Raw genomic sequence first — 24,160 nt, 5'->3', positions numbered from 1 at the left:
CCCGCCGCCGCCCCCCCGCCCCGGCCGGTGGGGGGGGGGGGGGCGCCGGGCGCCGCCCCGCCGGGGCGGGGGGGGGGCGCGGGGGGCGGCGACCGGGCCCCCCGGGCCCCCGCCACCGGAGAAGGTGACCCGGTGCCCTCGGCGCACGAGCTCGGCCACCAGTGGCAGCGTCGGGTTGACGTGGCCGGTGGCCGGCAGCACGACAAAGGCGATGTGGGCCATGGTCAGCCCACCAGGCCCTCGATGGCGTCCGCCCCGGCGGCGGGCCCGCCGGCGTCGCGGACGTGCGCGGCCATCTCCGCCAGCCGGAGGCGAATCTCCTTGTCCACGGCCACTTCCTCGACCGTGCGGCGCAGTTCGTCCGGGTCGAGGTCGCCGTCGATGTCCAGCAGCCGGCCCAACCCGAGCTCCTGCGCCCGTTGCCCGTTGGCGGCCTGCTCCGGGATCTGCGGGTACGACACGATCGGCACCTCCCGCATGATCGCCTCCATGGTCGAGCCCATGCCGGTGTGGGACAGGAACACGTCGGCGTGCCGCAGCACCGTGGGCTGCGGGAAGAACGGCCGCACCTCGATGTTGGCCGGGATCTCCCCCAGCTCGGCGATGTCGACCTGGTGCCCGGTGGCCATAGCCACGTGCCAGTCGCCGCCGCCGAAGGCCTTGATCACCGTGCCGAAGAAGTCGAGCCGGTCGTTGACCACGGTGCCCAGCGACACGAACAGCACCTTGCCCGCGCCGGCCGGCGGCCGCCAGCTGTCGTCGTCGGCCCGGTCGCCGAGGGACGGGCCGATGAAGCGGAAGTCGTCGCCGAACACCTCGCCCTGGATCTGGAACTCCCGCGGCACGAACACCAGGTTGAGCCGGGCGGTGGGCCGCATGCCGGCGATGACGTCCACCGGCACCTCGAAGTCGGCGGCCAGCCGGTCGCGTTCGGCCAGGTACTCCTGGAATGCCGGGTGCGCCGGGTCGAAGTCCTTGGGCACCAACACTTCCACCAGGTTGAAGTGCTCGTTGCCGGCGAAGTTGGGGTAGGTGGTGACCGACGGGACGCCGAGCCTGTGGGCGGCGACGGCGCCGAGCACGGTCATCATGTCGTGCACGATGACGTCGGGCCGGTCCCGCTCCAGCCACGCCAGGGTCGCCGGCAGCACGCGCCGGGTGGAGCGGACGCTCATGGCCAGCATCTCGGCCAGCTCGGCGGTGGTCTGCCCGCCCTTGGACGCCGACACCTTGCGCGGCGTCCAGTCCAGCGCGACCAGCTCCGCGCCCGAGCCGGCGATCTGTTCGCCGAAGGCGGCCGAGGTGGCGTAGCTGACCCGGTGGCCGCGCCGGGTCAGCTCCTGCACCAGCGGCAGCGTCGGCAGGACGTGGCCCGAGGCGGGCACGGTGATGAACGCGATGTGCATCGTGGAATCTCCCCCAAACGGTTAATCCGATTCTGTCGGGGGACGCCACGATCCGTCGAGCGGGATCCCGGCCGCCGCGGCGATCCGGTTGCGGGACTCCAGTAGACTGGACTTGAGCGTCTGCACGTCCACGCCGACGAGCACACCGTCGCGCTTGACCACCCGACCGGCCACCAGAACCGTGTCGACCAGGCCGGGATGCCCGGCGGCGACGATCGTGCCGGCCGGGTTGTTGAACGGGAAGACGCTGAGGTCGTCGGCCCGCAGCAGCACGATGTCCGCCTCAAGGCCCGGCGACAGACTGCCCGTTCGGGCGGACAATCCGCACGCCCGCGCGCCGTCCACGGTGGCGAATTCGAGCAGGTCTCGCGAGTTGAGGCTGCCGTCCAGGCCGCGCTGCACGGCGTAGGCGGTGCGCAGGGTGGCGAACATGTCGCCGCCGGCCGACGGGCAGTCGTCGATGGAGAAGGTGGGCCGCAGCCCGGCGGCCAGCATGCGGCCGGTCTCCGGGAAGCCGAAGCCCATCTTCAGCTCCACGTCCGGGCTGATCGACACGGTGGCGCCGGCCTCGGCCAGCATCCGCAGCTCGTCGTCCTCGACCCCGTTGGCGTGCACGAAAGTCGTGTCCTGGCGCAGCAGTCCGCGGTCACGCAGCGCCGCCACCGGCCGGCTGCCCCGCGCCCCGCCGGACCCGATGTGCACGCTGGTGCGCAGACCCAGCTCCACCGCCAGCTTCAGGTCCTCGGCGGCGATGTCCATTGTGGTCAGTTGCGGGCCGCGCCAGCCCAACGCCATCGTGACCAGCCCACCGGGGATCTGCGCCCGCACGCGGTCCAGTTCGCGCTCCTCGACGGGGGCGTCGGCGGAGAACCCCGCGCAGTAACAGAACACCGACCGCCCCGGCGCGTCCAGCAGCCCGGCCAGGGCGGCGTCGACGTGCTCGGGCGACCGGGCGGCGTGGAACCAGTCCACCATGGTGGTGATCCCGGAGTTGAGCGCCTCCAGGCGGCCGAGCAGGTTGCCCAGGTAGACGTCCTCGGGGCGGTAATGCGGCTTGAGCGTGCCGTGCACGGCCACCAGGTACTCGGCGAACGTCCAGTCCGCGCCGATGCCGCGGAACGCCGTCTGCCAGGCGTGCCGGTGGGTGTCGACAAAACCGGGCAGCACGATGCGGTCGGTCGCGTCGATCACCTCGGCGTCCGGGGCGTCGATCCGCTCGGCCACGGCGGTGATCACGCCGTCGGTGATCAGCACGTCGCCGCGGTCGAGATCGCCGACCGCCGGGTCCATGCTGACCACCGTGCCGCCTGTGAGCAGGGTCCTCATCGGGTCAGTGCCTCCACAAAAGCCTTGGGGTTGTCCAACATCATGTTGTGACCGCCGCCGGCGACCACCGACACGACCACACCGGAGTCGATCATCGTCTGCTCGTCGACCGGCCGGCGACTGAGTTCTCCCAGCAGGAAGGTGCGCGGGATCGTCAGCGCGCACAGGCTGTGCAGGAACCAGCGGTCCCGCGGACCGGCCAGGGCCGCCGCGCTGCGGTGCATCGCCGCCGCGTCGGCCTGCCGCATGGTGGCCGCCCACTGCGGCCCGACCACGCCGAGGATTCGCTGGTGCATCGCCGACACGTACTCGTCCTCGTCGTAGGCGGCGATGCGGGCGCTCATCGAGCGAGGCTCGGAAGGGCGCAGGTTGGCCTCGGCCAGAATCAGCTCCCCGACCAGCTGGGGGTGACGCTCCGCAAGCAGAATGGCGACCGCCCCGCCCATGCTGTGCCCCACCACCCGCACGGTGACCAGATCCACACCCCGTAGCAGGGCAGCGACCGCGTCGGCGTGTTCCTCCATGGTGTAGCCGAAACCGGCCGGCCGGTCGCTCAACCCGAACCCGAGCAGGTCCACCAGCAGCGAGCGCCGGCCCGTAGCCGCCGCGACCTGCGCGAAGTACGCCGGCGCCGACGAACCCAGCCCGTGCAGGTACACCGTCGGCGGCTCGTCCCCGGGCAGCTCCACCCACCGCATCCGGGCCCCCTCCGGCCCCACCTCGAAGTCACGCATGGTGATCCCCCGTTCGGTCAACCCATCTTTAACTGTCAACGGCCCACGGTCACAGCAAGGGATTTCCCTATTACGTACCGTGTTCACTTCTCGGCAGGATCGAACTCGTTCCCGATGTCCGTTCCGTCCCGATCAGGGCTGACGGGCACCCTGCACCAGGAACGAGGAGACTCGATGAAACGTGTGACCCTGTGCTGCGCCGCGGCCGTCACGGTCGCTCTGGCCAGCACCGTCGCCGGGTTCACCACCGCCACCGCGGCGCCGGTGAACCCGCTGGTCGCCCGGCAGGCCGCGCTCCAGTCGGCGCAGGACCAGGCGGTCCCGCTGGCCGGCACGCTGGGCCTGGGCAGCCAGGAGAAGCTGGTCGTCAAGGACGTCGTCACCGACTCCGACGGTACCCGCCACCTGCGCTACGACCGCACCTACAACGGCCTGCGCGTGCTCGGCGGCGACCTGATCGTCGACCAGACCGCGGCCGGCTCGGTCCGCGGCGTCACCTACGCCAACCCGGCCCGCATCGCCCCGGCCGCCACCCCGAAGCTGTCGGCCAACACCGCCGCCACGGAGGCCGCCGCCTCCGTCACCGGGTCCAACCTGGCCAAGTCCACGCCGCAGCTGATGGTCTACGCCGTCGACACCGCACCCACCCTGGCGTACGAGACCGTGGTGACCGGCCTCAAGCCCGACCAGACGCCGATCGAGCAGCACGTGTTCACCGACGCCGCCACCGGCAAGGTGCTGTACTCCTACGACGGCATCGAGGAGGCCACCGGCACCGGCAACACCGAGTACTCCGGCACCGTCTCGCTGACCACCACCCAGTCCGGCACCTCCTACCAGCTCAAGGACGGCTCCCGGGGCAACCAGCAGGTCAACAACCTGGCCCACGGCACCGGCACCGGCACCCTGGTGACCAGCACCAACAACGTCTTCGGCGACGGCACCGCGGCCACCGTCAACACCGCGGCCGCCGACGCCGCCTACGGCGCCGCCGAGACGTGGGACTTCTACAAGAACACCTTCGGCCGCAACGGCATCAAGAACGACGGCGTTGGCGCGCTGAGCAAGGTCCACTACAGCAACTCCTACGTCAACGCCTTCTGGTCGGACTCCTGCTTCTGCATGACCTACGGCGACGGCTCAGGCAACGCCCACCCGCTGACCGCCCTGGACGTGGCCGGCCACGAGATGTCGCACGGCGTCACCTCCGCCACCGCCGGCCTGGTCTACTCCGGCGAGTCCGGCGGCCTCAACGAGGGCACCAGCGACATCTTCGGCACCGCCGTGGAGTTCTACGCCAACAACTCCTCCGACCAGGGCGACTACCTGATCGGCGAGAAGATCGACATCTTCGGCAACGGCAAGCCGCTGCGCTACATGGACCAGCCCTCCAAGGACGGCAACTCGGCCGACTACTGGTCCTCCACCGTGGGCAGCAAGGACGTGCACTACTCGTCCGGCGTGGCCAACCACTTCTTCTACCTGCTCTCCGAGGGCAGCGGCGCCAAGACCATCAACGGCGTCGCCTACAACAGCCCGACCGCCAACGGCGTCACCGTGACCGGCATCACCCGGGCCAAGGCCGCCGCCATCTGGTTCCGCGCCCTGACCACCAAGTTCACCTCCACCACCAACTACTCCAGGGCCCGCGCCGGCACGCTGGCCGCCGCGACTGACCTCTACGGCGCCGGCAGCGCCGAGTACAACGCCGTCGCCGCCGCCTGGTCGGCCGTCAACGTCGTCAGCTGACCACGTTGAGCTGACCTCGGCGAGCTGCTGAGGAATTCCCCCGCGCGGGGGCCGCACCCATCCGGGAGCGGCCCCCGCGCCGCTACGTTCGGAGCTGAGGCGCCCGCTAGACCCGGAAGTAGTTCGGATTGGTCCGCGCTAGCTGCGACAACGTGTGGGCCGGCAGCCAGGTGGCCACCTCCACCGCCGCGAGCTCTAGGCCACGATCGGCTCCCGGTCGGCCTCGGCCAGCTGCTCCTGGAGTGGGGGCGGATGACGACGGCGTCGTGGACCTGGGCGGTCAGGGGCCGGTGGTGCCGCCGACGACGGCGTCCGAGACGGCCTTGGCCTCCTCCTCGGTCTTCGGCTTCACCGGCACGATCGCCGCGTACTCCGAGCCGTGGTCGTTCATCCGCACCACGAACGGCCGAGTCTGGGTGTAGCGGACCACCGACACCGAACACGGGTCGGCCACGATCCGCTGGAACGAGTCCAGGTGCGTGCCCAGCGCGTCGGCCAACACGGCCTTGATCACGTCGCCATGGCTGCACGCCAGCCACACGGCCTCGTCACCGTGCTCGGCGGTGATCCGGGCGTCGTGACGGCGGACGGCGGCGACGGCCCGGGCCTGAACCGAGGCCAAGCCCTCGCCACCGGGAAACACCGCCGCCGACGGGTGCTGCTGCACCACCGTCCACAACGGCTCCTTGAGCAGGTCCTTGATCGCCTTGCCGGTCCACTCCCCGTAGTCCACCTCGGACAGATCGTCCTCGATCACCGGCTCGATCCCCCGGTCACCGGTCAACGGCGCGATCGTCTGCTGACACCGCAACAGCGGCGACGACACCACCCCGGCCAACTCCACCCCGGCCAGCCGCTCCACCAGCTTCGCCGCCTGCTTCTGGCCCGACTCGGCCAACTGCACCCCGGGAGACCGACCGGCCAACACCCCGGAACCGTTCGCGGTGGACTGCGCGTGCCGCAGCAGAATCAATGTCGCCACACCCGCAGCCTACGGTCCGCCCACGCCCGAGAAGTCCGGAGCCTCCCCCTCCGAGAAGGCCCCGGCTCCCGCCGCCACACGCGTCAGGCCACGCCCGACTTGTCCAACGCCTCCGCCGCCGCCCGCAACGCGGCCACGTTCAGATCCAGGTCGAAGTGCATCGGCGACACCGTCAGCGTCGTCACTCCCGCCCCGGCCAGCGCCTGCATCCCGTCGGCGATCCGCTCCACCGGCCCCAGCAGCGAGGTCGCGTCCAGGAACTCCACCGGCAGCGCCGCCATCGCGCCCTGGTAATCCTTGGCGAGGAACTTGTCCTGCACCTCGGCCGCCTGTGCCTCAAAGCCCATCCGGCAGGCCAGGTTGTTGTAGAAGTTCTTCTCCCGGCTGCCCATGCCACCCACATACAGCGAGGCGTACGGCCGCACCGCGTCGGCAGCCGCCTTCCAGTCCTCGCCGACGACCAGCGGCGCGGTCGGCACGACGTCGAATCCCTCGAGGGTCTTGCCGACCTTCGCCCGACCCGCCGCCACCTGCGCCAGCGACTCCGACGCGAACTCCGCCGAGTAGAACACCGCCAGCCACCCGTCGGCGATCTCGCCGGCCAGCTCCAGGTTCTTCGGACCCACCGCCGCCAGGTAGACCGGGATCTGCTCCCGCACCGGATGCACGGTCAGCGTCAACGCCTTGCCGGGCCCGTCGGGCAGCGGCAGCGTGTAGTGCTTGCCCTCGTACCGCAGCTTCTCCCGCCGCAGCGCCGACTTCACAATGTCCACGTATTCACGTGTGCGCGCCAGCGGCTTGTCGAACCGCACCCCGTGCCAGCCCTCCGACACCTGCGGACCCGACACACCCAGACCCATCCGGAACCGGCCGCCCGACAGGGTGTCCAGCGTCGCCGCGGTCATCGCCGCCATCGCCGGCGTCCGCGCCGGGATCTGGAAGATCGCGCTGCCCACGTCGATCGTCGAGGTGTGCGCGGCCACCCACGCCAGCACAGTCGGCGCGTCCGAGCCGTAGGCCTCCGCGGCCCACACCACGGCGAAACCGAGGCGCTCGGCCTCCTTCGCCAGCTCCAGGTTGTCGGCGTCGTTACCCGCGCCCCAATAACCGAGGTTCAGCCCAAGTCGCACGATCCCGGACCCTACCGGCCAGTAACCACTACGGCAACAGGCCCAACCTCCAAGATCGGCTTAGCATCGTACCCGTGCAGCATCGACACCTCGGCCGCAGCGGCCTTCGGGTCCCCCGGCTGGCGCTGGGCACCATGACCTGGGGCAAGGACACCGACGCCGACGAGGCCACCAGGCAGCTCACCGCCTACATCGAGGCCGGCGGCACCCTCGTCGACACCGCCGACGTCTACGTCGACGCCGAACACATCCTCGGCACGCTCATCGGCGACGTCATCGAACGCGACGACATCATCATCGCCACCAAGGCCGTCGCCCGCCGCGACGACGGCCCCTTCGGCGGCGGCGCCAGCCGCGGCGCCCTGCTCACCGCCCTCAACGGCTCCCTGCGCCGCCTCGACGTCGACCACATCGACCTCTGGCAACTCCACGCCTGGGACGCGGGCGTCCCCATCGAGGAAACCCTCTCCGCCATCGACGCCGCCGCAGCCGCCGGCAAGATCCGCTACGCCGGCGTCTCCAACTACACCGGCTGGCAACTGGCCACCGCAGCCGCCGCCAGCACCTTCCCCCTCGTGTCCACCCAGGTCGAATACTCCCTGCTCGAACGCGGCATCGAACGCGAAGTCGTCCCCGCCGCCCACCACCACGGCCTCGGCATCCTCTGCTGGGCCCCACTCGGCCGCGGCGTCCTCACCGGCAAATACCGCAACGCCACCCCACCCGACTCCCGAGGCTCCAGCCCCCACTACGCCCCCTACGTCGAACACCACCGCAGCGAACGCGCCGCCCGCATCGTCCAAGCCGTCGTCACCGCCGCCGACGGACTCGGCACCACCCCCCTGGCCGTCGCCCTCGCCTGGGTCAGAGAACGCCCCGGCGTCGCCACCGCCGTGGTGGGCGCCCGCGACACCACCCAACTCCACGCCAGCCTCGCCTCCGAAGAGCTCACCCTCCCACCGGCCATCCGCGCCGCCCTCGACGACGTGAGCGATATCGAACTCGGCTATCCGGAACGACCACTCGGCTGACCGGGTGTCGTACATGACACGCAAGTGACCCCCACGTGACCACAACGCGCCGGTCGGGGATGCTGGAGACAGCACAGCACCACGAGGAGGCCCCCTTGCGCCGGCTCGCCGTCGTCCTGATCGCCGGATCCGCCCTGGTCACGGGCTGCTCCTCCGGCACGAACACCGGGGACGACCTCCAAGTCGCCGACACCGTCACCGCGGCGACACCAGCCGACTCACCGGCCCCCAGCGCCACCCCCGCCGGCGCCGTCCTCCCCCTCAAGCAGAACGCCACCGCCATCGCCGTCGACCCCGCCCAGCACACCGCGGCCGTCGCCGTCGACAACCCCCCAGCACTCCTCCTCTACGACCTGACCAGCATCGACGCCCCATCCAAGACGGTGGCTCTGCCCGGCCGGGTCGACAACCTCAGCACCGCAGGCGACACCGTCCTCGCCCCCGTGCGCACCGCCAACACCCTCCTGCGCGTCACCCTCCCCACCGGCGCCGTGGACAAGATCACACTCACCGGCGGACCCGTCGCCGCCAACACCACAGGCAACCAGACCCTCGTCGCCCTCCACGACACCAAATCCGTCGCCGTCCTCAACGGCGACACCACCACCCACACCATCACCGGCCTGTCCAGCGCCGACCAGGTCCTCCCCGTCGGCGACCAGGCCGTCGTCCTCGACCGCCTGCGCACCGCCGTCTTCGACCTCAAACCCACCGCCGGCACCCTCGGCGCCGGCCTGCGCGCCGGCGACGGCGCCACCAACGCCGTCACCGACAACTACGGCCGAGTCCTCGTCACCGACAGCCGCGGCGGCGAACTGCTCGTCTTCAAACCCGACACCCTCGTCGAACTCCAGCGCTACCCCGTCCCCGGCACCCCCTACGGCATCGCCTACGACCCCGACCGCCACCTCGCCTGGGTCACCCTCACCGCCACCAACCAGGTCGTCGCCTACGACGTCGCCGGCGGCGAACCCGTCGAGAAACACCGCCTCACCACCGTCCGCCAACCCAACTCCGTGGCGGTCGACCCGACCACCGGACGCGTCTACGTCGCGTCCGCCGATGGAGGAGGAATCCAGGTGATCCAACCGTGACAGCCGCCACCGACGAGGCGGTCGACGGCGACTGGGAATACCGCGGCCTGCGCCTGCCGCCCGCCGTCTCCCGCCGCACCGCGGCCACCCAACTCGCCATCCACGCCGAATTCGCCGGCTGGGAACTCTCCCGCGTCCTGCTCTACGGCGACGGCACCCGCAAGGTGTGGCTGCGCCGCAAGCGCAGTGCCAATTCCCTCGGGGCAACCACCCTCGCCCCCAACCCCATCACGTAACCAAACCGCGCACCAACCGAGCCACCTCGGCAGGACGCTCCAACGGCACCATGTGCCCGGCGCCCGGCAGCACAACCGCGTCCCCGGCGCCAACCGCCTTCACCAACGCCTGCGCGTTCGACGCCGGCACCAACCGATCCCGCTCACCCACCACCGCCACCACCGGCCCCCGCGCCGCCACCGTCAACGCCGCCTCCCGGTCATACCGGTCGAAGGCCGGACGGAACAGCGCCACCGTCGCCGGCCAGTGCTCCGCCACCATCTCCGCCGTCAACTCGGCGTCCTCCTCGTCCGGGTCGTCCCCGAACAACCACCACTTCAACCCCGCGGCCTTCGCCGGCTCGATCCGACCCCGGATATGCCGCACCACCGGGCCGAACACCTTCTCCAACTCCTCCACCAACTTGCCCACCGCCTGCGGCCACGCCAACGAGGACTCACCCCGCCGACCCACCGCCGTCGACAGAAACGCCAACCCCGCCACCCGCTGCGCGAACAACCGCGGATGCCGCTCCACCAACGCCATCGCCGCCATGCCACCCATCGAATGGCCCACCACGACCACCCGCTCCGAGTCGACACCGCGCTCGATCAACTCCGCCAGGTCATCACCCAGCCGCTCGATCGTCGCCGTCTCCGGCGTCGCCGGCCCCGACTGCCCGTGCCCACGATGGTCATAGGCCACCACCTGCAACTCGTCATGCGCCAACTCCGGCATCACCCGATGCCAACTGCGATGATCCAACGCGTAACCGTGCGCCAACACCACGGTCACCGGTGCGTCCGGAGCACCGGACCGAACAACGTTCAGCCCGACCCCGTCTTCCAGCGGGAAGACCTCATCCATCAGGAAATCCTGGCACGTCATCAGGACACCTGCGACCGATGCAGTAATCTTCCAAGCAGAACCGGCATGAACAGGGGGTGACCGCGTGCACGACCTCGTCACGACATTCACCCTGCTCATGACCGCCGGCCCCGGCCTGACCAGCCTGTTCCTCCTGGCCGGCGTGCTCGTCGCCGCCCTGGCCATCCACCTGTGCTCCACCCGCCACGCCGACCACGCGCTCCGCCGCGCCACCGTCGCCCTGGCCACCCGCGAACAGGCCCGCAGCCGCCACGTCCTGCGTCAACTCGACCCCGACGCCCCCGGACGCACCCGATCCCGAGCACCTTCAGCCGCCTGACCCACCCCAGGCACCCACACCTCGCCCTTGGCTGAAGGGCTCTTCCATGCTGTCCATCTTCGACCCGTTCATCAACGCCGCCTACCTCCTGGTCTCCTGGCTCGCCCCGCTCACCGGAACCGCCGGCGCCATCGTCGTCTTCGTGATGGCCGTCCGCCTCTGCCTGCACCCCCTGGTCCGCATCCAGGTCCGCGGCGAACGCAAACGCGCCGAGATCATGCCCAAACTCAAGGAGATCCAGGACAAGCACAAGGGCAACCAGGAACGGCTCAACCAGGAACTGGCCGCCTTCTACGGCGGCGAGGGCAAGGGCATGTTCGCCGGCTGCCTGCCCATGCTCGTCCAGCTGCCCATCTTCTCCGTGATGTACCGGCTGTTCCTGTCCCCCACCGTCGGCGGCCACCCCAACGAACTGCTCACCCACACCCTGCTCGGCACGCCCCTGAGCACCGTCTTCCTGACGTCCCCGAGCATCGCCGCCATCTGCCTGTTCGCCGCCATGGCCGCCGTCGCCACCTGGTCGGCCCTGCGCATCACCGCCGGCCCCAAACTCCTGCGCGTCCTGCCGTACGCCACCGTCGTGTTCGCCATGTTCGTGCCCCTGGCCGCCGGCCTCTACCTGCTCACCACCACCGCCTGGACCGCCGTCGAACGCGCCATCCTGACCCGCCAACGTGAGAAGGTCACCGTGTGATCGAAGCCGAACTCGCCCGTGCAGTGTCCCTACGCGAATCGGGGGCACTGCACGAAGCCCGAGACCTGCTGCTCCGCCTCTCCCAGACGGCGCCCGACGACCCCCGCGTCGCCTACCAGGCCGCCTGGGCCCACGACCGCCTCGGCCTCGAAGCCGAAGCCGTCCCGTTCTACGTCCGCGCGCTCGACGGCGACGGCCTGAGCCCCGTCGAGCGCCGCGGCGCCCTGCTCGGACTCGGCAGCACCTACCGCACCCTCGGCCGCTACACCGAAGCCGCCGACGTGCTGTCCCGGGGCGTCACCGAGTTCCCGGACGACCGCGCCATGGCCGTGTTCCTGGCCATGGCCCGGTACAACACCGGCGACGCCAAATCCGCCGTCGCCGGCCTGCTCACCATGCTGGCCGAAACCAGCTCCGACCCCGAGATCCAGGGCTACCGCCCGGCCATCGAGCTCTACGCCCAGGACCTCGACCGAATCTGGTCCTGCTAGCCCTGAACGTCCCGGACCGCCTGCACCACCGCATCCGGCCGCAGCCACACCAGCCCCGAATGCCCGGCATCGTCCACCCGCCGGATCTCACCCCGAGGAAGCTTCGCCGCGAGATCGCCGTAGAGCTCATGCTTGATCCGGTTCGACTCCGCCAGCGACGCCCGCGCCTCCGGCGGCAACAGCTCCTCGGCGAACGTGTCGACGCCCATCGCCGACACGAAGATCGTCGGCACGTCCGGCTCCGCACCGGCCGCCTCCACCTCACCGAACACCCGCGGCAGGTTCAACGACTCCCGCATCGCCCGCCGATAGACCTCCGGGCTGAAACCCTGATCCAGCAACGGTTCCCGGATCTCCGCCGGCCAGTCCGCCAACGCCCGGCCGAACGTGGCCCGGTACGCGCCCCGCATGGCGTCCAACTGCTCCGGCGGGAACATGTCTTCGGTGCTGGTCCGCCGGAGCCACTGAGCCTGCTCGTCAGGGAGGCGGTCGACGATGTCCTCGTGCGTCGGGTCCAGCAGCACCAGGCCGGCCACCTCGGTTGGGAACCGCTTCGCGTAGAGCCTCGCGTACAGGCCGCCCAGCGAGTGCCCGACCAGCACGTACGGCCCTGGCACCCCGGCCGCGCCCAGCACCTCGCGCAGGTCGTCCGTCACCTGCGTGCCGCTGCGCGGCAGCTCCGCCTCGTCGCTCCAGCCCGTGCCCAGCCGGTCGTACACCACACTCGTGGTGAACTCCGCGACCAGGTTGTGGGCGTTCCAGTAGTACAGGCCGAACATGCCGCCCCCGGCCAGGAACACCACCGCCGGCCCGCCGAGTCCGTCGCGGTGCACCAGCATCGCCCCGTCCCGGGTCCCGTAGCGCGTGCCGAGCGGCGGCTCGATCTTCCCCATGTCTTCTCTCCCCCTGGTGCGCTCTGGGCGCTTTGTGGCTGCGGTGATGCTGGACCACCGGTTTTGGTATTAATTTCAGTCTTCACTGAAGCTATAGTGACATTATGCCTCTCGAATGAAGCGGTCCAGGACCCTGGTCCCGAACTCGAGGGCCTCCACCGGCACCCGCTCGTCCACGCCGTGGAACAGCGCCGTGAAGTCCAGGTCGGCCGGCAGCTTCAGGGGCGCGAAGCCGAAGTTGCGGATCCCCAGTCGCTGGAACGACTTCGCGTCCGTGCCGCCCGAGAGCATGTACGGCAGCAGCTTCGCCGCCGGGTCCTCGGCCAGGATCGAGCGGTGCATCTGGTCCACCAGGGCGCCGTCGAAGGTCGTCTCCACCGGCGGCAGACTCAGCCACTCCCGCTCCACGTCCGGCCCGAGGATCTCGGCCAGCTCCCGCTCGAACGCCTCCTCGCGGCCGGGCAGGATGCGGCAGTCCACGTTGGCCTCGGCCACCGACGGGATCACGTTGGCCTTGTAGCCGGCGTTGAGCATCGTCGGGTTGGCCGTGTCCCGCAGCGTCGCCCCGATCAGCCGGGAGATGCCGCCCAGCTTGGCGATCGAGCCGTCCAGGTCGTCCTCCGGGAACTCCAGGCCGGTCAGCTCGGTCACACCGGCCAGGAACTCCCGCACCGAGTCGGTCATCACCACCGGGAACCGGTGCCGGCCCAGCCGGGCCACCGCCTCCGACAGCTTGGTCACGGCGTTGTCCTGGTTGGTCATCGACCCGTGGCCGGCGCGGCCGCGGACCCGCAGCTTCAGCCAGGCGATGCCCTTCTCCGCCGTCTCCACCAGGTAGGCCCGCACGCCGTCCTTGAGCGTGATCGAGTAGCCGCCGACCTCGCTGATCGCCTCGGTGCAGCCCTCGAACAGCTCCGGCCGGTTGTCCACCAGCCAGCTCGCCCCCTGCTGGCCGCCGGCCTCCTCGTCGGCCAGGAAGGCGAACACGATGTCCCGCTTGGGCCGGATGCCGTCCCGCTTGAGCCGGCGGGCCACCGCCAGGCTCATCGCCACCATGTCCTTCATGTCGACCGCGCCGCGGCCCCACACGTAGCCGTCCTGGACCGCGCCCGAGAACGGGTGCACCGACCACTCCGAGGCGTCCACCGGCACCGCGTCCAGGTGCCCGTGCACCAGCAGCGCCCCGCGGCTCGGGTCCTCCCCCGCCAGCCGCACCACCACGTTCCCGCGGCCCGGGCCCTGGTCCCCCGACTCCACGTACGTCGTCTCGTACCCCACCTCCGACAGCTTCGCCGCCACGTACTCGGCCGCCGCCCGCTCCCCCACCAACGTCGTGGGATCGCCGGTGTTGGTGGTGTCGATCTGGATCAGCTCACTGGCCAGCTCCACCGCTTCCCGCTCGGCCAGCCGCAACCCGTTGTCGTCCGTGCTCTGGTGCTCGCTCACCAGCCATTCCTATCACTGCGGCAGTGATCGTCCCGATCCTCGGGACCGCGCGCCCCGCCCCCGACGCCGCCTCTCCCCCATCCTGCCGCCCCTTCCCAGCACCACTACCGCGCCCGCGACGCTTCCCCTTCCACCCCCGCCGCTCTGCGGCGGCGCTCACCACCACCTCGCAGCGACGCTTCCTCCTCCCGCCCCTTCCCCACCACCGTCACCGGCCTACCGCCCGCCCTCTCTGCGGGTTTTCTGTAGTGATCTCACATCAATCTATCTTCAGTCGTCACTGAAGTCATAGTGCCTTCTTTGTCCTGACCGGACAGAAGACTTTACAACGTTGTCACAACGCCGGTAGACCGGATCCCGCGTCACCTCGAACCCTGCCGCCGAGGAGTGACCGATGCGCCGACTCGCCCTGACCACTGCCCTGCTGCTGGTGGCCGCGACCGTGCGGATGCCGGCCGCCGCGGCCGTCCATCCCCATGCCGTGACCTCCGGCAACGCCAGATTCGAGGTCCTCTCACCCACCCTGGTCCGCACGGAGTACGCGGGCGACGCGAAGTTCGTGGACGCGGGGACGTTCAACGCCGTCGGCCGGGACCGCTTCCCCGCCACGCAGTTCACCACCAGCACCGCGGACGGCTGGCTGACGATCAACACCGGCGCGCTGACCCTGCGGTACAAGACGGGCTCGGGCGCGTTCAACGCGGACAACCTCCAAGTGCAGCTCAAGGCCGGCGCGCAGAGCGTCACGGCGCAGCCGTGGGTGGTGCCCTCCTGCTCCCCCGGCGTGTTGTGCGAGGCGGAAAACCTGACGCTGAACGGCATCGCGGTGGCCAACGACCACACCGGCTACACGGGTCGGGGCTTCGCGGCGGGCTTCCAGGGCAGCGGCAACTCGCTGTCGTTCCAGGTGACGGCGCCGTCGGACGGCAGCTACCAGCTCGATGCCCGCTACGCCAACGCAACCGGGGGCGACGGCCAGAACACCACTCGCACGCTGACGGCCTCCGCTGACGGCGTTGCCCACACGCTCACCCTCCCCACCACCGCGGACTGGAACACCTGGGCGGTGGTGTCGACGACGTTCACGCTCACGGCCGGCGCCCACACCGTGACGATTGCCCGTGGCCCCAACGACTCCGGCAACGTGAACATCGACAGCCTGGCGCTGGTCACGCCCGGCGCGGGCTTCCCGGCTCCTCCCCCGCCGGCCGCGAGCACCTGCGCGTACGGCAGCGTGTGCGAGGCCGAAGTCGGCACGCTCGGCGCCACCGCCGCCACCGCGACCGACCACAACGACTACTCCGGCGCGGGCTTCGTGGCCGGCCTGAGCACCGGCGCCAGCGACAAGATTCACGTGACGGGCGTGCCGTCACAGGGCACGTATGCCTTGCAGCTGCGCTATTCCAACGCCCAGCCGGCCCCACGGCCGATCACGGTGCAGGGCACTTCCGTCTCGCTGCCGACGACCAGCAGCTGGGACGCCTGGCGCACGATCTCGACTCCGGTCACGCTCAACGCCGGCGCGAACGACGTGACCATCGCCTGCCCGGACGCCGCCAGCTGCCAGCTCAACATCGACACGGTCGCGGTCACCGCCGCCGGCTCCCCCTTGCTGGCCCCGCACGCGCCGCTGGGCGGCTACCGGCGCGGCCTCGACGGCGTGAACGGCTACACCGTGACCACGCCGGGCCTGCTCTACCAGGATGGCTGGAGCCTGCTCGACGACACCACGTCCGCCCTGTACGCCAACGGAACAGCCTCCCCGCGCCCGAGCCACAACGGCCTGCCCTACCAGGATGGCTACGTCTTCGGCTACGGCCACGACTACCAGCGCGCCCTGGCCGACCTGGCCACGCTGACCGGATCCTCGGAGCTGCTCCCCCGCTGGGCCTACGGCGTCTGGTACTCCGAGTACTACGACCGGACCGCCGCCCAGTACGAGAACACCATCCTGCCGAAGTTCCGCGCCGACGGCGTGCCGCTGGACGTGCTGGTCACCGACACCGACTTCAAGTCGCCGTCCACATGGGACGGATGGGAGATGGATCCGGCGAAGTTCCCTGATCCCAAGGCCTTCTTCGACTGGTCGGCGGCCCAGGGCCTGCACAACACCCTGAACATCCACCCCAGCATCGTGCCCAACGATCCCCAGTACGCCCAGGCCCAGGCGACCGCCCACAATGGACTGACCTTGCAGGGCGACAACTACGTCTTCGACTGGGGCAAGCCGGACCAGCTCAAGGCCTACCTCGACCTGCACCAGCAGATGGAGCAGCAGGGCGCGGACTTCTGGTGGCTGGACTGGTGCTGCGAGAACTCCTACTCCTCACTCGACGGCGTCACTCCCGACGCCTGGATCAACCAGCAGTACGCCACCGACACCGCCAAGCAGATCGGCCGCGGCTTCGCCTTCTCCCGGGCGTTCGGCTCGCTCCAGGCCGGCGGCTACAGCGGCCAGGCCGGCCTGCCGACCGGCCCGTGGGCCGACAAGCGCACCACTGTCCATTTCACCGGCGACACCACGTCCAACTGGACCGTGCTGAAGTGGGAAGTCGGCTACACGCCGGGAGAATCCGCCTCGACCGGGCTGTCGGCGGTCAGCCACGACATCGGCGGCTTCAACAACGACGGCACCCAGGCCGCCGGGGCCGAGCCCGGCAGCACCAAGGACGCCGACGACCTCTACGCCCGGTGGGTGCAGCTCGGCACGTTCCAGCCGATCGACCGCCTGCACGGCAACCACAGCGACCGCCTGCCCTGGCAGTACGGCACCGACGCCAAGAACTCGGCCGAGAAGTTCCTGAACCTGCGGGAAAACCTCGTGCCGTACACGTACACGCTGGCGCAGCAGGCCAACGCCACCGGCATCCCGGTCGTGCGGCCGCTCTACCTCCAGTACCCCGACTCGCAGGACGCCTACGCCCAGGACGGTTCCGAGTACCTGTACGGGCCTGACGTCCTGGTCGCCCCGGTGACCACGCCCGGCACCACCGCCACGACCTCGGTCTGGTTCCCGCCGGGCAGCAGCTGGACCGACTACTTCACCGGCAAGACCTACGCCGGCGGCACCACCCAGGACGTGGCCACCGATCTCGGGACCATGCCGGTGTTCCTGCGCTCCGGCGGCATCATGACCACCCGCACCGGCACCGTCGCCAATGACGTCCAGAACCCGCTGACCAAGGCCACCGTCACCGTGGCCGGCGGCGCCAGCGGCCAGACCTCGCTGTACGAGGACAACGGCACCACCACCGACCTCCGGCAGAGCACCTCCACCCCGATCCGCTACGACAACGCCAGCCACACCGTGACGATCGGCCCCGCCGTGGGGAGCTTCGCCGGCCAGGTCAGCCAGCGGCAGTGGACCATCGCCTTCACCAACGCGTCGGCCCCGACCTCGGTCACCGTCAACGGCAGCACGGTCTCCACCTGGACCTGGAACGCCACGACCCGAACTGTTGTCGTGACAACACCAACGCAGTCGACGACCCAGGGGCTGACCGTGGCCTACCGCTAGGACCGCACACGCTCCGCTCCCCTGGCCACGCGTTCGAGGGTCCGGGCGATGGTCCGCAGCCGCCGGCGCTGCCGGAACCGGGCCCAGGCGGACGTGGGCCGACCGGCGTACACGCGCAGCGCCTCCTGTCCCCAGGAGGCGCTCGTCGCCGTCACCGCCTCGACGTAATCGCCCAGCGCCCGCAAGCGACGCTCCGGCACGTCCGTCTTGAGCGAGCGCCGCTCGGCCATGGCGATCTCGCCGAGCAGCCGCTCGCTGGCGTCGAAGATCCGCTCACCGGCGACGTCGACCCGCTTGTTCAGGCCGGTCAACCGCCGCCGGTGCTCCGCCTCGTCCATAACCACGCATGATGCGCCGGCAGGTCCGGGACGGGTCCCAGGTGACCTGGTGTCTCGGCCCCGACGCCGTCAATCACCCGGGCCGCCGGTGTCGGTGATGGTGTTACGCGTGATGGACGACTCCTGCGTGCCGTCGGCGAAGGCCACGCCGACGCCGCCGAGATGGGTGAAGGTGTCGCCAGTGACAGTGATGTCCTTGGCCCGCTGGAATTCCAGCGCGGCCAGCGGGCGGATCAGGTTGTGCGGGGGGCCTGCGCGCCGGCCTGGTTGTCGATGTAGCCGACGTGCGAACGGCAGCGTCCAGGTGGTGCCGGTGGAGGTGATTCCCGAGATGCTGATGTCGTGGATCGGCTGAACTGCCCGGGGCCGCAGGTTCTCCACCGAGTGCGCGACCTGCTGGGCCAGGCGACTTGCTGCCCGTTCTGTCGCCCTGGAGCCGGCATTCATCTGATGACTCGGCCGGAAAACCGAGTGGCGCCGAGGCCGGAAGTTGATCGAGGATGACGGCATGGCCGGGCAACAGGTGACACTGCGGACGATGACCGCGGCGGAGTACGAGTCCGCGACCGAGCATCGCGAAGCCGAGTCGGTGCGGGCGCTCAGCCGGCTGATGCCGGAGGAGGCCGCGCGCGAACGAGTCCGCAACGGCACCGCCCGCTTCCTCCCCGACGGCCTCGACACCGCCGGCCACCACCTGCTGACGGCCGAGAACGCCCGGGGCGAGGCCGTCGGCAACGCGTGGGTCGGCCCCGACCCGGGCCAGACCGCGGGCGCCGCGTGGCTGTACGACATCAACGTCTTTCCCCAGCACCAGCGCCAGGGCTACGGCTCCGCGATCCTCGCCGCCGCCGAGAAGCTCATCGCCGCCGAGGGCAAAACCGCGCTGGGACTCAACGTCGTCGGCGACAACGAGGCGGCCATCGCCCTGTACCGCCGCAGCGGCTACGACGTGACCTCGATGGCCATGCGCAAACACATCCAGCCGAGTTGACCTGGTCCGCGCTCCAGCCGTTATGGTCGGGCGGCATGACGACCATCCTGATCACCGGTGCGAACAAGGGGCTCGGCCTGGAGGCGGCGCGGCAGCTCGTGGCCGCCGGACACCAGGTCTGGCTGGGCAGTCGGGACGCGGAACGAGGCAAGCGTGCGGCCGAGGAGGTCGGCGGGACCGCGGTGCAGCTCGACGTCACCGACGACCGGTCGGTGACCGCGGCGGCGGAAACCGTTGCCGCGGCGGGAGGTCTGGACGTGCTGGTGAACAACGCCGGCATCCAGACCGAGATGGACGGCGAGGGCGGCGTGGCCGGGGCCGCCGACCTGACCGCCGAGATGATGCGCACCACCCTCGACACCAACGTCGTCGGCGCGGTCCGGGTGCTGCACGCCTTCCTGCCGTTGCTCCAGCGCTCGGCGGCCCCGGTCGTCGTGAACGTCAGCAGCGGCCTGGCCTCGCTGAGCCGGATGAGCTCCCACGACTACCCCATGGTCGCCTACCCGACCTCCAAGGCCGCGCTGAACATGGTCACCATCCAGTTCGCCAAGGCCTTCCCGGCCATGCGGATCAACTCCGTCGAACCGGGCTTCACCGCCACCGACCTCAACCACCACCTGGGCGTCCAGTCCGTCGAGGAAGGCGCGCGGGTGATCGTCAACGCCGCCTTGCTCGGCCCCGACGGCCCCACCGGCACCTACTTCGACGCCACCGCCCCGATCCCCTGGTGAACCCCCGCGAGTCGGATAATGGGCCGCATGGATGAATCTGTGGGCCGCGTCGTTGTCACCGGCGGCAGCGGAAAGCTCGGCCGGGCGGTCGTTCGCCATCTGGTCGAGTCCAATTGGGACGTGATCAACGTGGATCGGATCCCATCGGCGGATCCGATCGCGCCGTACGTGCACGTCGATCTGACCGACTACGGCCAGACGGTGTCGGCGCTGTCCGCCGTCGACGACCGCTACGACCGGGTCGACGCGGTGGTCCACCTCGCCGCCATCCCGGCGCCCGGCCTCGCGCCCAATCCCGTCATCTACGCCAACAACGTCACCGCCTCGTACAACGTGTTCGCCGCCGCCCGGCAGACCGGCATCCGCAACGTCGTGTGGGCCTCCAGCGAGACGGTCCTGGGGCTGCCGTTCGACGAGCCGCCGCCCTACCTGCCGGTGGACGAGGAGTACCCGGCCCGGCCGAATTCCTCGTACTCACTGGGCAAGCACGTCGACGAGCAGGTCGCCGCCCAGTTCTGCCGATGGGACCCCGAGCTGAAGATGATCGGGCTGCGGTTCTCCAACGTGATGGAGCCGGCCGACTACGCCGCCTTCCCCGGCTTCGACGCCGATCCGGCGCTGCGCAAGTGGAACCTGTGGGGCTACATCGACGCCCGTGACGGCGCGCAGGCCGTGCGCAAAGCCCTGGAGTACAAAGGAACCGGCCTGGAGATCTTCATCATCGCCAACGCCGACACCGTGATGGCCACGACAACCAGCGCCGAGCTGGCCGCCCGCGTCCACCCCGAGGTGCCGGTGCGACACGAGCTCGGCCGGTTCGAGACGCTGCTGTCCATCGACAAGGCCCGCCGGCTGCTGGGCTACGAGCCCGAGCACAGCTGGCGGTCCACAGTGGACTAGGCCAGCAGCTTGGCGCTGCGGGCGAACAGGCGGCGCATGCCGAGGCGGCCGGCGATGGCGTTGGCCTCCCTGGCATGCGTCACCGCCTCGGCGCGCTCGCCCCGGCTCAGCAAGGCCCGGGCCAGGTGGTAGCGCGACTCGGCCACCCGCGGCACGATGCCGGCTGCGGCGTTGGCGGCGACGGCCCGGCGGAAGTGGTCGACGGCGGTGTCGAGGTCGCCGCAGGCCAGGCCGAGGTAGTGGTGCACGGACCCGCCGGTCAGGTTGACGCTGACGCCGTTGACCATGTGGAGTTCCGCGTACGGGAGGAGCCGGTCGTACGCGGCGGAGCACATGGCGGCGTCGCCGAAGACCGAACCGATCTGGGCGTACTGGCCGTGCACGACGAGCCGGTACCACTCCTGCACCTGTGCTTCCGCCACCGGCGGCAGGGCCAGGTAGTGCTCTCGGGCCTGGTCGAGGTCATCGACCGCGATGCACAGGGTGGTCAGCGACAGGCGGGCCACCACCGACGACACGAAACCGCGGCGGAGGATGTCGGCGACGGCATCGCTGATGCCGGCGGCCGACAGGGTCGAGTAGAAGGCCCGGATGACCTCGGTGGCCACGATCCCGGACGGGTTGTCGCCGCGTTCGGCCGCCCGCGTTGCCCGGTCCAGGGCGGCCAGGGCGTCCGGGAAGCGGCCACGGGCCTGGTGGATCGCGGCCTGGGACAGGGCCAGATGCCAGTGGGCGACCGGCTGGTTGAGCTTGGCCACGGCGGGTTCGAGCAACTCCAGCTCGGCTTCGGCCTCGTGCACGCGGCCCAGTTGCATCAGCGCGTCGAACCGCCACAGGTGCGCCCGGGTCGAGTCGCCGCCGCGGTCCCCGAGTTCGAGGCGCACGACGACGCCGTCCGGGCCGGAGTAGGCGTGCCGGCGGGCCTGCAGGGCGGCGAACACCGTGACCGGATCGGCCAGCCGCTCGGCCATGGCCAGCGCCTCGTCGCTGGTGCGCTTGGCGCTCTCGGCCGCGCCGGCGAAGGTTTCGAGGATCACCCGCAGCGACAGGAGATTCGCGCGCAGCACGTCGTCCTCGCGCGGCAGGTCGGCCAGCGCCCGCTCGCACCACGGCCGGATCGTCGACAGCCACGCCATGTTGGACGGCTCGGGCATGACCAGCGCGGCCCGGCCCAACCCGACCGCGTCGCCGGTGGCCATGGCCAGCTCCGCCGCCTCCTCCAGCGTTCGCGAGGCCGGCGCGACGTCGTTGGCGAGGTACTGCGCGGTCGCCTTGCCGATCAGCAGGTCACCGTCCGGGCCGTTCACGGTCAGCGCCTGGTCGTAGAGCCGGACGGCGTCCTCGTAGGCGAATCGGCTCAGGGCCTGCTCGCCGGCCCGCGCGGCGGCTCGGGTGACGGCGGCGGAGTCGCCGAGCGGCCAGGCCGCCAGGCGGTGGTACGCGATCTGGGCCAGATACCCATTCCTGCCAACACTTTCGAGGTGTTCCGCCGCGCGCAGGTGGATCCGGGCCCGGTCGGCCTCGCCGAGGTCCAACATCAGGCTGTCTCGCACCAGGTCGTGGGCGAAGCGGAATCCCGGCAGCACAACCGAAGCGGCCACGGCTTCGTCCAGCGACCGCAGCACCTCGTCGATGCTCAGTTCCGCGACCGCGGCCAGCGCGACGGGATCGATGTCCACCGACAACACCGAGGCAGAAGTGAGCAGCCCTCGACAAGACGGCGACAGCACGCTCAGGTACTGGCGGATGGCATCCCGGGCGCCGGTCGGCACCTCGTCCAGGTCGATCCGGCGCAGCCGCCCGATTTCCCTGACGAACAAGGGATTCCCGCCGGTCCGCCGGGCCACGGCCGCCGCCTCGTCCGGCTCACACGGCCGCCCCAGCTCGGCGCTGAGTTGCTGCCCCACCTCGTCCACCGACAGCCCGGACAGCTCCAACCTGGTGGCGCCGGCCAGCCGGGTCACCTCGGCCAGCACGTCGTCGCCGCGCGGGGCCTGCCGCAGCTCGTACGGGCGATACGCCCCCACCAGCAACAGCGGCGCCCCGGCGACCCCTCGGGCCAGGTGGCTGAACAGCAGTAGCGACGCCGGATCCGCCCAGTGCAGATCGTCGATCACGATCACCAGCCCGCCGGTCGCGATCCTGGTGACGAACTCCGTGACGGCGTCGAAAAGCGCGAACCGCTCCTCGGCCGTCGGCTCGGCCACCCGTTCCGCGCCGGCCAGCCGCCGGATCTCCGGCACGATGCGGGCGATCTTGTCGGCGTCGTCGCCGAGCAGCGACGCCGCTTCGGTCGGCTCCGTCTCCGCCAGCCACTGCCGAATGACCTGGCGCCACGGCCAATACGCCGGCGCCCCCTCCTCGGAGACACCGTGTCCACATAGCACCCGCCCACCGCGACCGAACTCGTCCAGCAACGTGCTCTTCCCGATGCCGGCAGCGCCCTCCAGCAACACCACCATCGGCCGGCCCGACGCCGCTTTGGCCTGCCACTCGGCGAGCTGGGCCAGCTCGTCCCGCCGGCCGATCAGCGCCGGCTCCTCGGCGGCCGGCGGGTCCAGCTCGGCGTCGTTGCGGAGAATCGCCAGCTCCAGCCGCCGCAGCTCGGCCCCGGGATCGATGCCCAGCTCGTCGGCCAGGTACTGCCGCGTGCGCCGGAACACCTCCAGCGCCTGGCTGGCCCGGCCGCCCCGGTAGAGCGCCAGCATCAGCGTCCCGACCAGGCGCTCCCGGGTCGGATGGGCGTCGACGAGACCGACCAGCTCGGCCACGACGTCCCGATGCCGGCCCAGCCGCAGCAGCACGTCGGCCCGGTCCTCCACGGCGACCAGCCGGGCCTCCTCAAGCCCGGCCCCGAACGCCTGGGCCGGCGCGACATCGGCCATCACCGGCCCGCGCCACAGGCCCAGGGCCTCGTCGAGCAGCTTGAGCCGGGCCGGGTCGTCAGTGGTCTCCCGCGCCTGCGCCACCAGGGCCAGGAACCGGTGCACGTCGATCGCCATCGGGTCGCAGCGCAACAGGTAGCCGGTGCCCTGCGCCGCCAGTTCCATGCCGTCCAGCCGGGCCCGCAGACCCGAGACGGCGACCCGGATCGCGTGCGCGGCCGAGCGGGGCGGGTCCGTCCACACGTGCGCGATCAGCCGGTCCAGCGACACCGGCCGGTTGGCCTCCCACGCCAGCAGACCCAGCACCAGCCGCTGCTGTCGCGGTCCCAGCGGCACGAGCTCGTCGCCGGCGCGCGCCTCCACCGTGCCCAGCAGCCGTATCTCCACACTGTCCATTTA

General features: G+C 70.8%; 22 protein-coding genes. 11 read left to right on the top strand and 11 right to left on the bottom strand.

The window, feature by feature from the left end:
* Window positions 1-224: 224 nt before the first annotated feature.
* Genes ACIG5F_RS00310 through ACIG5F_RS00300 form a run of 3 tightly spaced genes read right to left on the bottom strand, consistent with a single transcriptional unit; the run spans window position 225 to window position 3,466 of the window.
* Window positions 225-1,406, bottom strand: a complete 1,182-nt coding sequence (locus ACIG5F_RS00310) for a macrolide family glycosyltransferase (protein WP_396515036.1) — start codon at window positions 1,404-1,406, stop codon at window positions 225-227.
* A gap of 21 nt (window positions 1,407-1,427) precedes the next feature.
* Window positions 1,428-2,732 carry an amidohydrolase family protein gene (locus tag ACIG5F_RS00305; RefSeq protein WP_396515034.1) on the bottom strand — a complete coding sequence of 435 codons (1,305 nt, stop codon included), beginning with the start codon at window positions 2,730-2,732 and terminating at the stop codon, window positions 1,428-1,430.
* Window positions 2,729-3,466, bottom strand: coding sequence for an alpha/beta fold hydrolase (locus ACIG5F_RS00300; RefSeq protein WP_396515032.1), 738 nt, complete (start codon window positions 3,464-3,466; stop codon window positions 2,729-2,731). The genes ACIG5F_RS00305 and ACIG5F_RS00300 overlap by 4 nt, the downstream gene beginning before the upstream one ends.
* Window positions 3,467-3,640: 174 nt before the next feature.
* Between ACIG5F_RS00300 and ACIG5F_RS00295 the strand changes: the two genes are divergently transcribed.
* Entirely contained in the window at window positions 3,641-5,215 is a 1,575-nt protein-coding gene (locus ACIG5F_RS00295; RefSeq protein ID WP_396515030.1) for a M4 family metallopeptidase, read from the top strand.
* A gap of 280 nt (window positions 5,216-5,495) precedes the next feature.
* On the opposite strand, the gene ACIG5F_RS00290 is transcribed toward ACIG5F_RS00295, so the two are convergent.
* Both ACIG5F_RS00290 and ACIG5F_RS00285 read right to left on the bottom strand, forming a co-directional pair.
* A complete protein-coding gene (locus ACIG5F_RS00290) occupies window positions 5,496-6,197 on the bottom strand; it encodes a histidine phosphatase family protein (RefSeq protein WP_396515029.1) in 702 nt (233 codons plus the stop codon).
* A gap of 83 nt (window positions 6,198-6,280) precedes the next feature.
* On the bottom strand, window positions 6,281-7,327 hold the full coding sequence (locus ACIG5F_RS00285) for an LLM class F420-dependent oxidoreductase (protein WP_396515027.1): 1,047 nt from the start codon (window positions 7,325-7,327) through the stop codon (window positions 6,281-6,283).
* Window positions 7,328-7,401: 74 nt separating this feature from the next.
* Here ACIG5F_RS00285 and ACIG5F_RS00280 point away from each other — a divergent pair, with 74 nt between their 5' ends.
* From ACIG5F_RS00280 to ACIG5F_RS00270, 3 genes are read left to right on the top strand one after another with little or no spacing between them, the layout of a single operon-like run.
* Entirely contained in the window at window positions 7,402-8,358 is a 957-nt protein-coding gene (locus ACIG5F_RS00280; RefSeq protein ID WP_396515025.1) for an aldo/keto reductase, read from the top strand.
* Window positions 8,359-8,393: 35 nt separating this feature from the next.
* Complete coding sequence (locus ACIG5F_RS00275; protein WP_396515023.1) at window positions 8,394-9,452, top strand: YncE family protein; 1,059 nt, start codon at window positions 8,394-8,396, stop codon at window positions 9,450-9,452.
* On the top strand, window positions 9,449-9,688 hold the full coding sequence (locus tag ACIG5F_RS00270) for a DUF5703 family protein (RefSeq protein WP_396515021.1): 240 nt from the start codon (window positions 9,449-9,451) through the stop codon (window positions 9,686-9,688). The genes ACIG5F_RS00275 and ACIG5F_RS00270 overlap by 4 nt, the downstream gene beginning before the upstream one ends.
* Here ACIG5F_RS00270 and ACIG5F_RS00265 read toward each other — a convergent pair.
* A complete protein-coding gene (locus ACIG5F_RS00265) occupies window positions 9,681-10,535 on the bottom strand; it encodes an alpha/beta fold hydrolase (RefSeq protein WP_396515019.1) in 855 nt (284 codons plus the stop codon). The genes ACIG5F_RS00270 and ACIG5F_RS00265 overlap by 8 nt on opposite strands.
* An 85-nt stretch (window positions 10,536-10,620) precedes the next feature.
* Here ACIG5F_RS00265 and ACIG5F_RS00260 point away from each other — a divergent pair, with 85 nt between their 5' ends.
* Genes ACIG5F_RS00260 through ACIG5F_RS00250 form a run of 3 tightly spaced genes read left to right on the top strand, consistent with a single transcriptional unit; the run spans window position 10,621 to window position 12,060 of the window.
* Entirely contained in the window at window positions 10,621-10,875 is a 255-nt protein-coding gene (locus ACIG5F_RS00260) for a DUF6412 domain-containing protein (protein WP_396515017.1), read from the top strand.
* 46 nt (window positions 10,876-10,921) lie between these two features.
* Window positions 10,922-11,569, top strand: a complete 648-nt coding sequence (locus tag ACIG5F_RS00255) for a YidC/Oxa1 family membrane protein insertase (protein ID WP_396515015.1) — start codon at window positions 10,922-10,924, stop codon at window positions 11,567-11,569.
* Window positions 11,566-12,060: a tetratricopeptide repeat protein gene (locus tag ACIG5F_RS00250; RefSeq protein WP_396515013.1), complete on the top strand. Its 495-nt coding sequence runs from the start codon at window positions 11,566-11,568 to the stop codon at window positions 12,058-12,060. The genes ACIG5F_RS00255 and ACIG5F_RS00250 overlap by 4 nt, the downstream gene beginning before the upstream one ends.
* On the opposite strand, the gene ACIG5F_RS00245 is transcribed toward ACIG5F_RS00250, so the two are convergent.
* Window positions 12,057-12,953: an alpha/beta fold hydrolase gene (locus ACIG5F_RS00245; RefSeq protein ID WP_396515011.1), complete on the bottom strand. Its 897-nt coding sequence runs from the start codon at window positions 12,951-12,953 to the stop codon at window positions 12,057-12,059. The genes ACIG5F_RS00250 and ACIG5F_RS00245 overlap by 4 nt on opposite strands.
* A 102-nt stretch (window positions 12,954-13,055) precedes the next feature.
* On the bottom strand, window positions 13,056-14,399 hold the full coding sequence (locus tag ACIG5F_RS00240) for a M20/M25/M40 family metallo-hydrolase (RefSeq protein WP_396515009.1): 1,344 nt from the start codon (window positions 14,397-14,399) through the stop codon (window positions 13,056-13,058).
* 394 nt (window positions 14,400-14,793) lie between these two features.
* Here ACIG5F_RS00240 and ACIG5F_RS00235 point away from each other — a divergent pair, with 394 nt between their 5' ends.
* Window positions 14,794-17,916, top strand: a complete 3,123-nt coding sequence (locus tag ACIG5F_RS00235; protein WP_396515007.1) for a TIM-barrel domain-containing protein — start codon at window positions 14,794-14,796, stop codon at window positions 17,914-17,916.
* Here the strand turns inward: ACIG5F_RS00235 and ACIG5F_RS00230 are convergent.
* Window positions 17,913-18,254: a hypothetical protein gene (locus tag ACIG5F_RS00230; RefSeq protein ID WP_396515005.1), complete on the bottom strand. Its 342-nt coding sequence runs from the start codon at window positions 18,252-18,254 to the stop codon at window positions 17,913-17,915. The two genes, ACIG5F_RS00235 and ACIG5F_RS00230, sit on opposite strands and share 4 nt — an antisense overlap.
* Before the next feature lie 69 nt (window positions 18,255-18,323).
* A complete protein-coding gene (locus ACIG5F_RS00225) occupies window positions 18,324-18,701 on the bottom strand; it encodes a hypothetical protein (RefSeq protein ID WP_396515003.1) in 378 nt (125 codons plus the stop codon).
* A 61-nt stretch (window positions 18,702-18,762) separates the two neighbouring features.
* Here ACIG5F_RS00225 and ACIG5F_RS00220 point away from each other — a divergent pair, with 61 nt between their 5' ends.
* Genes ACIG5F_RS00220 through ACIG5F_RS00210 form a run of 3 tightly spaced genes read left to right on the top strand, consistent with a single transcriptional unit; the run spans window position 18,763 to window position 20,876 of the window.
* Complete coding sequence (locus ACIG5F_RS00220) at window positions 18,763-19,245, top strand: GNAT family N-acetyltransferase (RefSeq protein WP_396515001.1); 483 nt, start codon at window positions 18,763-18,765, stop codon at window positions 19,243-19,245.
* 35 nt (window positions 19,246-19,280) lie between these two features.
* Window positions 19,281-19,976: an SDR family NAD(P)-dependent oxidoreductase gene (locus tag ACIG5F_RS00215; protein WP_396514999.1), complete on the top strand. Its 696-nt coding sequence runs from the start codon at window positions 19,281-19,283 to the stop codon at window positions 19,974-19,976.
* A gap of 27 nt (window positions 19,977-20,003) precedes the next feature.
* Window positions 20,004-20,876 carry an NAD-dependent epimerase/dehydratase family protein gene (locus tag ACIG5F_RS00210; protein ID WP_396514997.1) on the top strand — a complete coding sequence of 291 codons (873 nt, stop codon included), beginning with the start codon at window positions 20,004-20,006 and terminating at the stop codon, window positions 20,874-20,876.
* Here ACIG5F_RS00210 and ACIG5F_RS00205 read toward each other — a convergent pair.
* Window positions 20,873-24,157, bottom strand: coding sequence for a BTAD domain-containing putative transcriptional regulator (locus tag ACIG5F_RS00205; RefSeq protein ID WP_396514995.1), 3,285 nt, complete (start codon window positions 24,155-24,157; stop codon window positions 20,873-20,875). The two genes, ACIG5F_RS00210 and ACIG5F_RS00205, sit on opposite strands and share 4 nt — an antisense overlap.
* Window positions 24,158-24,160 lie beyond the last annotated feature (3 nt).

The sequence above is a fragment of the Kutzneria sp. NPDC052558 genome, from assembly GCF_044547355.1.
GTDB lineage: Bacteria > Actinomycetota > Actinomycetes > Mycobacteriales > Pseudonocardiaceae > Kutzneria.
Note: the sequence above shows the minus strand (reverse complement) of the source record. Positions and strands in the feature narration are given on the sequence as shown.